This is a genomic window from Ancylomarina subtilis (assembly GCF_004217115.1).
GTDB lineage: Bacteria > Bacteroidota > Bacteroidia > Bacteroidales > Marinifilaceae > Ancylomarina > Ancylomarina subtilis.
The window spans coordinates 453,840-466,429 of the sequence record NZ_SHKN01000001.1; the positions used below are offsets into that span (position 1 = coordinate 453,840).

9 protein-coding genes are annotated in these 12,590 nt (G+C 33.7%); 4 read left to right on the forward strand and 5 right to left on the reverse strand.

All coding sequences use genetic code 11. From position 1 onward, the window contains the following. Window positions 1-347: 347 nt before the first annotated feature. Both EV201_RS01895 and EV201_RS01900 read left to right on the forward strand, forming a co-directional pair. Entirely contained in the window at window positions 348-1,883 is a 1,536-nt protein-coding gene (locus tag EV201_RS01895) for a TldD/PmbA family protein (RefSeq protein ID WP_130305707.1), read from the forward strand. 45 nt (window positions 1,884-1,928) lie between these two features. Further along, on the forward strand, window positions 1,929-3,245 hold the full coding sequence (locus tag EV201_RS01900; protein WP_130305708.1) for a TldD/PmbA family protein: 1,317 nt from the start codon (window positions 1,929-1,931) through the stop codon (window positions 3,243-3,245). Between the two features lie 199 nt (window positions 3,246-3,444). Here the strand turns inward: EV201_RS01900 and EV201_RS01905 are convergent, their stop codons facing one another. From EV201_RS01905 to EV201_RS01915, 3 genes are read right to left on the reverse strand one after another with little or no spacing between them, the layout of a single operon-like run. Beyond that, window positions 3,445-6,033, reverse strand: a complete 2,589-nt coding sequence (locus EV201_RS01905) for a DEAD/DEAH box helicase (RefSeq protein WP_165389560.1) — start codon at window positions 6,031-6,033, stop codon at window positions 3,445-3,447. Between the two features lie 2 nt (window positions 6,034-6,035). Beyond that, entirely contained in the window at window positions 6,036-7,583 is a 1,548-nt protein-coding gene (locus tag EV201_RS01910; RefSeq protein WP_130305710.1) for a Hachiman antiphage defense system protein HamA, read from the reverse strand. After that, on the reverse strand, window positions 7,573-8,691 hold the full coding sequence (locus EV201_RS01915) for a ComEC/Rec2 family competence protein (protein WP_130305711.1): 1,119 nt from the start codon (window positions 8,689-8,691) through the stop codon (window positions 7,573-7,575). The genes EV201_RS01910 and EV201_RS01915 overlap by 11 nt, the downstream gene beginning before the upstream one ends. A 220-nt stretch (window positions 8,692-8,911) precedes the next feature. Between EV201_RS01915 and EV201_RS16330 the strand changes: the two genes are divergently transcribed. After that, the gene (locus EV201_RS16330; protein ID WP_165389561.1) at window positions 8,912-9,052 is read left to right on the forward strand and encodes a hypothetical protein; all 141 of its coding nucleotides are present in this window, start codon (window positions 8,912-8,914) and stop codon (window positions 9,050-9,052) included. Window positions 9,053-10,200: 1,148 nt separating this feature from the next. On the opposite strand, the gene add is transcribed toward EV201_RS16330, so the two are convergent. After that, on the reverse strand, window positions 10,201-11,256 hold the full coding sequence (gene add, locus EV201_RS01920) for an adenosine deaminase (protein ID WP_207224364.1): 1,056 nt from the start codon (window positions 11,254-11,256) through the stop codon (window positions 10,201-10,203). A 257-nt stretch (window positions 11,257-11,513) separates the two neighbouring features. Here add and EV201_RS01925 point away from each other — a divergent pair, with 257 nt between their 5' ends. Beyond that, window positions 11,514-12,095 (forward strand): peptidylprolyl isomerase, encoded by a 582-nt coding sequence (locus EV201_RS01925; protein ID WP_130305712.1) that lies wholly within the window; start codon window positions 11,514-11,516, stop codon window positions 12,093-12,095. A 31-nt stretch (window positions 12,096-12,126) separates the two neighbouring features. Here EV201_RS01925 and EV201_RS01930 read toward each other — a convergent pair whose 3' ends face one another. Next, window positions 12,127-12,540, reverse strand: coding sequence for a GFA family protein (locus EV201_RS01930; protein ID WP_130305713.1), 414 nt, complete (start codon window positions 12,538-12,540; stop codon window positions 12,127-12,129). Between the last annotated feature and the right edge of the window lie 50 nt (window positions 12,541-12,590).

Here is a 12,590-nt window from a genome sequence, read left to right on the forward strand (position 1 = left end):
TTGAGACCGGTTTGCCCAAAATAGAAAGTGGACTCAGATATGTTCTGAGCCCACTTTTCTGTTTGTGATAATGGGAGAGGGAATCGCTTTTCATTTTAAATCTTGATCGACTTGTAAGGTCTAAAACTATCGTTAATGGTCTTGCTAATTTTGTGGGCGATTCAAAGAGTTGTCTTATCTACCGACCGAAAGGAAATCACGAAACGAAGGAATTATTGTTCAACTTTAGGATTTTTTCCACACATCTGTATTTTTCATAAATAAACTTTTATTATGACAATAAAAAATCTTAACTTTTGCGTCACCAAAGAATTATAAGAAAACCCAAACCCTAAAAAAACTTTTATATGAACAATGAATTTTCAAGAAGAGAGTTTATCCGAACAGGATCTGTCTCTCTTGCGGGAATGGCAATTTTACCCTCATTCTTAAGTCTGGGATGTAATCGTATTACTGAACAATCGGGCTTAGAGGAGTATTACGCTCATTTTAATGTTGACAGAGAAATGCTGCAAAAAGTTATGGCTGAAGCCTTATCAAGAGGAGGAGATTATTGTGATCTGTATTTCGAACATTCTCTTTCAAACAATGTTGGGCTTCAGGATAAGCAAGTAAATAGTGCTGGATCCAACATTGACTATGGTGTAGGAGTACGTGTATTGAAAGGAGATCAGACCGGTTATGCTTTCTCAGAAGAGATTACTTTAGATGCTATGAAGAAAGTAGCAAAAACTGCAGCTAGTATTGCAAATGAAAACAAAAAGTTTCCACCTATTAATTTGCAGGAAAGGGTACATCCTGAGTTCTGTAAGATTAAAACGTCCTGGGAGGATGTATCCATCAAACAAAAAATCCCATATCTCCAAAAATTGAACGATAAGGTTTTCAGTTTGGATGATAAAGTAGCTAAGGTTCAGGTTTATCTGAACGATAGTTCTTCATATATTCTTTTTGCGAATTCAGAAGGTGTGGTCAGTTTTGATTATCGCCCTATGGTTAGTTTTATTGCTGTTTGTGTGATGGAAAAAGGTGATAGACGAGAAGATTTCTTTGCATCACGTTCCATGAGAATAGGCTATGAATATATAAATGAAGAACTTTTGGATGAAATAGCGAATGAAGTGGTAGAGGGCGCCAATAAACAATTTGAAGCTGTAAAACCCAAAGCAGGTCAGATGGAAGTTGTTTTAGCTGCAGGCGGATCTGGTATTTTATTGCACGAGGCTATGGGTCATGCCTTTGAAGCTGATTTTAATCGCAAGGGAACATCAATCTTTAGTGATAAAATGGGGCAAAAGGTTGGAGAAGACTTTGTGAACATCATTGATGATGGAACAAATCCAAATTATAGGGGAACTCTGAATATTGATGACGAGGGAATCCTTACCCAAAAAACAAAGATGGTGGAAAATGGTGTGTTAACCAGTTATCTGCACGATAGAATTAGTGCAAAACATTATAATGTGGCGCCAACAGGAAATGGGCGTCGTGAGTCCTTCCGATATGCACCAATTCCTCGTATGAGGAATACATACATGGAAGCTGGCCCTCACAGCAGAGAAGATATTATTTCAAGTGTAAAGGATGGTATCTATGTCGACACATTTACGAACGGACAAGTTCAAATTGGAGCCGGTGATTTTACGTTCTATGTGAAATCGGGTTATTTAATTGAAAATGGTAAACTGACCCAACCGATAAAAGATGTCAATCTGATTGGTAATGGGCCTGAAGCTCTTCGCCAAATCTCAATGGTAGGTAATGATTTGAAAATTGATTGTGGTACAGGAACCTGTGGTAAGGGAGGACAAGGTGTCCCCGTTTCTATGGGATTGCCAACAGTTAAAGTAACACAGCTAACTGTTGGTGGTACGAATGCTTAATGAAGCATTAGAGTTTACTTTTAATCAATTTAAAAAGAAGTTTCGATGAAAGACAATAAAAAAATGGAATTGGCCCAATGGGCTTCCAAATATGCCAAAGAAAATGGCGCAAAAGAAGTTTCAGTTTCGGTTTCTGATTCTAAGGAATCGGAAGTAGAAGTCAGAAAGCAAAAAATAGAAAAAATACAGGAATCAATCCAAAGTGGATTAAGCCTTAAGCTTTATGTGAACGGAAAATACTCGACACATTCCACGAATCGACTTGACAAGAATGATCTTGAGAAATTTATCAAGGAGGCTATCCTGGGAACGAATTATTTAGCTGAAGATCAATACCGTTCTTTACCCGATCGTCATCTTTGTTATGATGGGACCGAAAAGGATTTGAAACTTTTTGATTCGCGTTATGATTCAATTGATCCTCGTCAGAAAATTGATTTGGCAATGCAAGTTGAGGCTGAAACAACAGGTATGGATGAACGAATTATTAGCGTTAGCGGATCTTATAATGATGGATCTTACCGTAGTTATTTAGTGTTGAGTAATGGTGTTGAGGGTTTCAAAGAATCAACATCATATTCTGTTAGCGCAAGCGCATCTATAAATGGTGGAGATAGTCGTCCAAGTGATTATCATTATAAAACCGCAAGATTTTGGGATCAATTATCAGGAGAAGGTGTTGGGAAATATGCCGTTGAAAGAGCTTTAAGGAAAATTGGAGCCAAAACAATTAAGTCGGGAAAAATGCAAATGCTGATTGAAAATAGATCAGTAGGCCGTGTACTGAGTTCTCTTCTTCAACCGATGTATGCTTATAATATTCAGCAAAAAAGATCCTTTTTAGATGGAAAGATTGGTCATAAAATTGCTTCTGATTTATTGAGTATTACCGATAATCCATTTATTGAATCAGGACGCAATTCGCGATTGTATGATAGGGATGGTTTGGCTGCTCGTAAAATGACGGTCATAGAGAATGGTATACTTCAAACTTATTATATTGGTGATTATTACGGTAAGAAGTTAGATATGGAACCAACTTCAAGCTCGGCATCTAATCTGATTTTTGAACCGGGAGATAAAGACTTATCAGCCTTGACCAAAGAGATGAATGAAGGTATTTTGGTAACGGGTTTTAACGGAGGTAATTCAAATTCTGCAACGGGTGATTTCTCGGTTGGCGTAGAGGGGTTTTATGTTAAAAAAGGAGAAATGCTTCATCCTGTATCGGGTATGAACATTTCCGGAAATCACAAAGAAATTTGGAATAATCTAGTTGCCATTGGTAACGATCCATTAACAGATCGTGGCTGGCAAACACCAAGCATGATGTTTGAAGGTATTGGTTTCAGTGGATTATAATATTTGAATAATAAGCTTAAAGAGCCCTGTCAGTTTGATAGGGCTCTTTTGTTGCTGATAACGGTAAATTGTATGAGTAGTGCCGAATTTCGAAGCTCTTTCTTGTCGAACCGAGATGAGCTTTGATACGAGAACCGAAGCTCAAATTACGCACATCACTCGGCATTACTTATACAAAATGTTGGCTGCTGGGTGCATTTTACGCCAACTTACTAACCTCATCTATTTCTACATAATACTTCTTTTTATCTCGCTTCATATCTTTTAACAATTGTCCTTTGTTGTATCCAGATAATAAATCATTTTCTATGATAAGGTGTTTTTTAAAATGTTTAAATATGGTATTTGCCGTATGTCTTGATAATCCAATATTTTGTAGCCCTATCACAATAGAATGCCTAGTTCCATATTCTAAATATGTAGCCCAGTTTATTCCTGCCTTTTCTTCTCCTAAAAAATGCACTAACAATTGATGATAATGGTTAAAATATCTTTCAAGTTTAAATCTTAAACTTGATTCAATATCTTCCAAAAGTGAGTTAATCTCAATATTAATATGCAAAGGGTTATCAATATCAAATAAAACAGATGATTTTGGATCTCTTGTTAGCCATATATCTTCACCTCGTTCATGCTTTCTTTCAAGCCTTTCATTTATGATTAGATTTAAGGGAGTATCAGATATCCACTTATTCATTAAAAAAGCCCAATATTTTAATCTTGCATTGGGGTTACCATTAGATGAACAGAATCCTTTTTCATTGATTTTCCATTCATACCATTCTTGAAAGTTCTCTAGTTGACTAAGAATATTGTCGTAACCAACTTGAGGTAATTTAAATTGAGTTGGATTGTCTTTAATTTTATAATAAATCTCTCTTTGGATTTTGAGACTTAATGATTTGTACGAAGTCAATACGGATAGAGGTACATCTTTTACCTTATCCGCATTTTTCTTAGCTAATTCTATAATCTTATCATGATTTAATTTGACAAACTCTCTTAACAAAAAACTTTCATTATAATTATCAAATCTCATTGTATCAATGGTGATTATATTAGCTATATACTCTAATATTTTTTGTTCTTTTTTAGTGTCCTTGATACCATTTTTTAAAACTTCCTCAATTGCTTTAAGATTTTTCTGTACTCTAGTTAAAACTATTGGAGTAGCTTTTGTTTGTTCTTTTTTTAATATATCTAAACTGACAGTATTTTCTGAATTGATGTAACAAAAAACGTTTCCTGAAAATTCCTTCATAAAACGACCTGCTCGACCAGCTAAGTTCCAAAAATTAATAGACTTTGAAGAATTATTAATATTATTGGCATCCTTAGCTGTTTTAAATCTTTCCTTCCCAGGAATAATAAATATATTTCTAATAGGCATATTTACACCTTCCAACAAAGTTGAAGTAGAGAATAAAAATTTGATTTTTCTTTTTCTAAATAAATCTTCAACTATATTGCGCACAGCTTGCGGCAATTTTCCATGATGATAAGCCACTCCCTTTTTTAAGAATTTTCGCAAATAATACTCATCATGAATATAATCTTTAATAATCCGTCTTGCTCTTTTAATTTCATCACATTGCTCAACATCTTCAAGAATATCATAGAATTCCTTTGCATTATCCACGACTAATCTAGGACTATTACAATAAATTAAATTTGAATCTCTAGATTCTCCAATTTTATAGATTGAATTTAGAATATCAGAGCAATACTTCTTATTAATTTTTGATAATTCTATATAGTTACCCCCTTCATTGTACTTCACACTTGATTTTGATGTATCAATTAAATAAAAATTTTGCGATACAGGAGTCTCAATAGTAGAATAACTATTTGATTCTGACAAGTGAAATAGTTTTAAAAATGTTTCTGGATTTGCAATATTTGGTGATGCAAAAAACACTCTCATTTTTGGAAATTTCTTCAATGCAATATCAATTGCTGAGTATTCTGTAATTGCCCTATCATCATTGCTTGTCAATTTATGGGCTTCATCAACGAACAAAATATCAATCGAAGGACTACCATTTTGAGAAAGGTAACTATGTAATCGTTCTGGAGTTAAAACAAATATATTATTCTCTTCAGCTTCAACATTAATACTCTTGACTACATTGGAGTTTGTATAAATCTTAAAATTATTATCCTTTAAGAGATCCCCAAATTCCGCATGAAGTTCTTGAGAAAATTGAGTAATTAACGCTCTACTTGGAACAATAACTACCAAAATTTTTACTTTTTTGTCAATTATTTGTTTTTCAATAAATTTTTGTATCAAAAATGATTTTCCCATTGAAGTTGGGCCTGAAAAACTGAAACAATTAGCCGAAAACATTTTTGTAAACAAATCATACTGGGAATCTGTAAATAATTTTTTCCCATCTGGTGTTATATGGCTCTCAAGTTTTATATTCTTTTCTAGTTCACGATCAAAAGGTAGTTCTGCTTTATCTTTTAATAAGTCACTAGAAGCAAACAAACCAAGTTTTATAAAAACAGCATATGCAACCCTTAAGTATCTCTCGTCATCTTTATAAGAATCATATAAAAGACTAATGATTGAATAAGCTTTATTTCTTGCTATTGATTCCGTTGAATTGGATAATATATCAATAAATCTTAATATGTCTGAAAATTCCTTATTTGTAAGTTCTATATTATTTCCTTGTCCAAATAAGGAATTGGAATAAAGCAAAATTATTTTTTCATTTAATTCCTTAAAATAACCATCAACTAAAACATCTTCAGCTAATTTATTACCAAATCTGTTCATCTTCATATAGAGTTTAAAAATTCTGTTGAAAAAGCACTAACATCCTCAAAAGGCACTAGATATAAGTTAATTTCAGATTCTGAGAGTTCTTTTTGCTTCAATTTTTCTGAAATTTTACCTAGTATATTTTCTATCATTGTCTGTATTTCTCCATATATATGGTTCTTGTATCCTTTTTTTATTTTTTTAAATTTCTTAACATCTGCATTAAAACCTACAAATACTCCAAACGAGTTATATATTTCTAATTCATCATCCTCTTTATCAGGTATTATTAGTCTCTTTAAACTATTATAAGTATCGCAATCATATGATGAACTTGCAATACTATTTGACATTAACATATTAGGTGTAAGACACTTATTTTCATTTTTAGAAATAAAATCCAAGCTATCCAATATTGCTTTATTAATATCACAATTCATCGCACCATTACTATGTACTAATGTGTAAGAATTATCATCCTGTATTTTAATATGTACACTACTAAAGGAGTTATCTATTTCTATTTTTGAAAATAATTTTGGAGCTTTCAAATCTGCCTCCAAGAAGCTAAAAATAAAAAGTTCCGCAGCTTTCTCTTCTGATTGATATTCCTCCATTTTTCTAGTAGCAATTCTATCACGCTTTCCAGTAAGTTTTCGTGCCTCATAGTCTGAATTTTCACTATCTGACAAAGAAAAATATCGGATATTTTCTATCAATCTATCTTTTAAAAGTTCTGTATCTAAATTTCTACCATCAAGTTTAATACAAAATAAATTTAAGGTAGAATCCTCAACAGTATAGGTTTTAATCTTCTCAAAGCAATCTAGAAATTCCTTATTTATTCTAGTTTTAATAAACTGTGAGTTATCTTCTATTGCTAAATTTCCTAGACCTTTTTCTATAAGAAATTGGTTAATGTGATCATCAATAATGACACCTTTTCCATTGGCTGAATTTTGTGTGTCAGTATATATTCCAATCAAATATTTATTCTCACCAAAAATACCTGCACCGGAAAATCCTTTTATATTATCCTGACTTGATGATTGGAGATCTGCTGTTGCATTAGATTCTATTGGTAACCACATCTTTCCACTTTCTCTGACTATCTTTGAAGCCTCTTTGAAATGAAATTGCGTAATTTCCGATGCATCATTAATTTGAGGGAATCCCCAGCCATCAATATTATCGAATTGTTTTTTATCTGTAAAATCAGGAGTAGGAATGTTGTCAATGTCTAGCTTTGGAACACTGACAATTGCAAAATCTCGATCCTCAATAAAGAATACCTTACAATCTTTTCCTTTCAATTGAATTAAAGGATTTTCAGGATGATCAATGACTAATTTTGCTATGGTATAGTCAGGCTTAGGACAGGTATCACAAATGTATTTTTTACACTCTCTTGCATCCTTACGACAGATACAATGCTTTGCTGTAAATATTAGGTCATAGTCATATTCTTTTGTTGGGTAGATAACTCCTGAACCATAGTTTTCTTCTCCTTTCTTTCTGTACGAATTAATCCGTACAGCTAATAATTCACCAATTTTAGTCTCCATAGGTTAGAGTGATTTTGTTATTTTTTCTTTCAGGAAAATAAAAATTCCTAAAATCTTCTTTCTTGAAAATCTCTCTTATCTTACTATTATCATTAGTAAAATAGAAATTCACATTTTCTTTTCCGTAGTGATTAATAATTAAAGCAAGAGTTTCCTTATTTGGATGTCTATGAGATTCGTTTGCATTCGCAGATATTACAAACTTTGAACAATCAATTAATTCTAACAACTCTTTAGTTATATTATTTTTGCTACCATGATGAGCCAATTTCACAAGGTCAAATTTATGTTTTGACTCATTATTCTTTAATTGTGACTCGAGAGAGTTTCGAATTACCTCGGGATGTGAATCAGCAAGTAGCAAGGCTTTATAATTTCCCATCACCTTTTCTTTTATATCTTCTGATTGAACAATTATAGGTTCCTCATAAATCAAAGCAATACTAGCACCATTTGTTTCTGAGTCATCCTTTCCAAGATTTTTGAACTTAAAATCTTTAAATAATATTGAGTAATCATATGATTTATCCTTAGAAGATGACTTTTGAGATGCTTTTTTTAATTTTTTCTTTTCTTTCTCCCAAAACTCTTGCAACTTCTTAACTTTTTCAATTGTAGGAGATAAAACCGTTAACTTTGCTTTACCAATAATAATTTCATCACCAGCTAAATAAATTTTCCGATCCCATTTCTCGTTATTATCCTCAAGCATATCTGTTAATCGCTTATCTTGTCCATAACTTGACTTAGCGGCGCCTTTAGATTTTCTAACAACTGAATAATTTTCTCTATTTTGAGATTCACTCTCAGTCAATTGAGAAATATATTTCTCGGCATGGAAGACATATTTTTTAATATTCCTTTCAATGCTTTCATCACCTACAAGATTTAATATTCCACCTATATGATCATCATCACTATGTGTAACAACAACCAGATCTAAAAAATTATTTTCATTTTCTTTTAAAACAGAATAGATTTCTTTGACAAACCGAGAGTTGATTATCTTATTTCTCTCTACTCCACCATCAATAAGAATGTGCTTATTCTCATTAATAGTTTGTATTAAAATAGCATCCCCATTTCCTACATTTATAAAATTTATCATCTCAACTTGAATAATTCTTTCGCAATTGGGCTGCCCAACCTTGCAGCCAACGTAAAAGTGTTTTATCCGTCCAATATGGCAGGATAAGAACAACACTTAAATAAGAGTCACTAAAATTAAAAATTAAATGAAGTAAACAGTATTCAGACCGGAAGTAAAATTATAAAGAGATGTAAAATAGAATCACTCTTCATAATGATGGCATAAATGTCAAATTGAAATGGGGAAGAATCAAAAAATAAAAGGCATTTTGCGTTTTAGTTTGGGCTCAAATCGTTTTGCAAAAGAGCATTTACGTTTTGCAAAAGAGAAAAATAGACTCAAAAAGGGTCTTTTTCGCTTTGTAAAAGGACCAAAATGAATTGAAAACAGTCTTTTGCAAACTGTAATGGGCATTTTGCGTTTTGTAAAATGCATTTTACAAAAGGCAAAAAAATGAAATTTGGCCTAAAAAGACTTACACGGCCATTTTTTCAAAAATGGACAAACGAGTTTGAAAGGTCAATAAAATCAGATTATTAGGGGGGAGTAATTAAGAATGGTTAATTAACTAAATATTTTAAACACGAAAAATGTCATTTTTCACAAAATAACAGGCAAAAGGACGCAACAGCTTATTTTTAAAGGCATCCATAAAGCTTATTCACCCACATAAATCCTTGGCATTTTCCCTGTTTACGGAGCTTTCATAATTTAACAAAACGCAGATATGCAAAATAAAAAGCAGCCTAAACTACTTTAATAAAATCGCGGATAGCCAGGATAAATTTTGCTTCTTCAAGCCTTGTGTTTTCGCAATCTTTTGTGGGTATAAAACTAAAGGTTTAGATCATATGGGCTTATGAAGCAAAAAGGAAACACCAGCCCGTCTTACTACGACAGCATCTCGGCAACACTTCGACTACGCTCAGTGCGGCGTCTCGATATAACAGCTCAGGAACCGGGAGGGGGGTACTGTTAGCCCAATTCAAGTCGGGCAAAACACGGGTTGTAGTCATACTCTAATATTTAGAGCTTGCTCATAATCAGGGAATGACAATTCAATTATCTACGCATTTATTTCCTAAGGGGGGCCTGAGTGCGTTATTCCGGATTTTTAGAAGGAAAGGGTGGTGATCGTTTTTTTCGCTTTGATTCAAAATCAAATTAGCTCCTCTAAAATTTAAATTTGTTGCTTTAAAATTGAAATCACTTGCTCTAAAATTTCAATAAGTTGTTTCAAAATTCAAATAACCTGCACTAAAATCCTGATTAGTTGCTTTAAAATTGAAATTACTTGCTTTAAAATCTTAGTCAGTTGTCTTCAAATTGAAATCACTTGCTCTAAAATCTTAGTAAGTCGTTTCAAAATCTAAATAACCTATTCTAAAATTCTGATTAGTAGTCTTAAAATTTAAATTACTTGCTTCAAAATCTTAGTCAGGAGTTTAAAATTGGGGTTTGATGTTAAAAAAAAAAAGGATGCAATAATGGCGTTTAAAAAAAAACTATTGCATCCTTATAAAGAGCTTAAATATAATCCTTATGAATTTCCAGGCCTTTTTCTTTCAGTTCCTGGCTGATTTTCTTCAACAATTTCACTTTTTGATTTAAGGGAAGAAAAGCCGATTTGAAACCATTTGTAATCAGGTATTTAATTTCTTTTGGGGAGAAATTAAATTCTTTGATTGCCAATAAATATTCGTCGGTAAGTGTGGTTTTTGAAATTAATCGATTATCCGTATTGATGGTGACCCTTAATCCCATATCGAAATAGAAGCGAATCGGATGTCTGGAATAGGATTCAATCGCTTTGGTCTGAAGATTCGAAGTAATGCACATTTCAAGAGGAATGCGGTGGTCATTCACGTAGTTTAGCAAATCACCATCTTCTTTTAGTCGGGTCCCATGTCCAATTCGATTGGCTCTCACATGGTGCAAGGCCTGATGAATGGATTCCGGTCCGTAGGCTTCACCCGCATGCACCGTTGTATTGATATTGTTATTGATGATTAGGTAAAAAGCTTCTTTATGGTCTTTGGCAGGGAAGTTCTTTTCGGCGCCAGCCAAATCGAAGCCAACAACGCCAGAGTTCTTATAAGCAACGCAAAGTTCGGCCAGTATATTGGTTGTTTCAGGGCTTAAATGACGCAGTCCGCATATGATAATTCCGATGGTAATATCAAAATCCTTTTCAGCTCTGCTCTTACCATCCAGTACGGCTTCAACCACTTTACTGAGCGATAAGCCTTTCTCAATATGAAGAATAGGAGAGAAGCGAATTTCCAGATATCTGATGTTTTCTTCAGCACAATCCTCTGCCAGTTCGTAAGTGGCACGCTCCAGAGCATCTTTGGTTTGAAGCACAGAACAGGTAATATCAAAGGGTCTTAAATAATCGGTAAGGCTTTTGCAATTGTGACCAACTTCTAATATTTGTTTTAATTTTTTTGGATCTTTCTCCGGTAAGTCTACCTTATTTTTATTTGCCAGATCAATAATGGTTTCAACGCGCATCGATCCATCTAAATGGCAATGAAGTTCTGCTTTGGGTAAGCTTTTAATAAATTCTCGTGTAAGTTCCACTCTTTAATTATTTCGTTAATAGAAAATTGTAAAATTTCTAGTAATAAAATGGTTGTGAAATCAAGACTGCCAGCCGATATAAGTTGACGATTGTCTTTAATTCTCTACAAAGATATCACTAAATTTTAAAATGATAGAGTCATTCTAAATTGGATGCTTCTTTCAGCTTTTATTTGTTACAAGCTCTTGCATAATTGAATAAAAGAGAGCAAATTGCGTGGACGAATTTCTAACCAACTTAAAGCCCTGATCTCATTATGAAACCTTATACTCTGCTCTTTTTACTGTGTGCCTGTTTGTTTGCTTGTTCAAAACCCCAATATCCCATTGTTGAAATAGAAACGGCTTTGGGTTCCATCGAACTGGAAATTTATGAAAACGAAGCCCCTGTTACAGCCAAGCATTTTTTAGCCAATGTCGATCAGAATATTTTTGCTAAAGCTTGTTTTTACAGAGTTGTGCATCTGGACAATCAGGAGGGGAGAGATATTAAGATTGAAGTGATACAGGGCGGTTTATTTCACGATTCTATTGTCGACCATCTGCCAACCATCCAGCATGAACGAACCGATCAAACGGGTATTCTACACAAGGATGGGGTTATTTCGATGGCGCGTAATCAGCCGGGGTCGGCCAGTACCGAGTTTTTTATATGTGTGGGGGATCAACCCAGTTTAGATGCTGGCGGACTTCGTAACCCCGACGGAGAGGGGTTTGCGGCCTTTGGAAAAGTCATTCGCGGAATGGACGTTGTCAGGAAAATTCAAATGCAAAAGGAAAAAGATCAGATGTTGCTTAAGCGAATTCCAATTCTTTCGATTCGGCTAATAAAGGAATAAATCTCAAATGAGAATTCATTTGAGAAATGAATTAATTCTTATCGACTATAGGAAATTGGTCGAATTTTGGCAGAACTTCCAGTTTATTGTCCCAGTTTGCTTTGCTTTTAAAAAAGACATGAGCTTGTGGTTTTAGGGGAATATTCGTTTCAAGACAGCCTGCGGGAACGACCAGATGTTTACCGTTTATCTGAATATTAGGGAGTGCCGATCCACAATTGGGACAGAAACTTTTCATGTGGCGGGTTGACTTAAATTGGTAGGTTTTCACTTTATTTTCGCCGGACAACCATTTAATACGTGCTGTTGAAGAGAATAGATTTGCAGCGTGAGCCGAGCCGGTGTCCTTACGGCAATATTCACAATGACAAAGAAAAAAGCTTTCAAAGTTGCCATCAATTTCGAAAGTAATATCGCCACAAAGGCATGATCCCGTATGTTTCATAATTTGTGTTTTTTTTTAATCAAAAATATTACGATACTGTTCATAATCGT

Bases quoted from the DNA above. Each gene is read 5' to 3' on its own strand.
- EV201_RS01925 (WP_130305712.1), top strand. From the start codon at position 11,514: ATGAAACCTTATACTCTGCTCTTTTTACTGTGTGCCTGTTTGTTTGCT.
- EV201_RS01915 (WP_130305711.1), bottom strand. From the start codon at position 8,691: ATGATAAATTTTATAAATGTAGGAAATGGGGATGCTATTTTAATACAA.
- EV201_RS01910 (WP_130305710.1), bottom strand. From the start codon at position 7,583: ATGGAGACTAAAATTGGTGAATTATTAGCTGTACGGATTAATTCGTAC.
- EV201_RS01900 (WP_130305708.1), top strand. From the start codon at position 1,929: ATGAAAGACAATAAAAAAATGGAATTGGCCCAATGGGCTTCCAAATAT.
- EV201_RS16330 (WP_165389561.1), top strand. From the start codon at position 8,912: ATGGGGAAGAATCAAAAAATAAAAGGCATTTTGCGTTTTAGTTTGGGC.
- EV201_RS01895 (WP_130305707.1), top strand. From the start codon at position 348: ATGAACAATGAATTTTCAAGAAGAGAGTTTATCCGAACAGGATCTGTC.
- EV201_RS01905 (WP_165389560.1), bottom strand. From the start codon at position 6,033: ATGAACAGATTTGGTAATAAATTAGCTGAAGATGTTTTAGTTGATGGT.
- EV201_RS01930 (WP_130305713.1), bottom strand. From the start codon at position 12,540: ATGAAACATACGGGATCATGCCTTTGTGGCGATATTACTTTCGAAATT.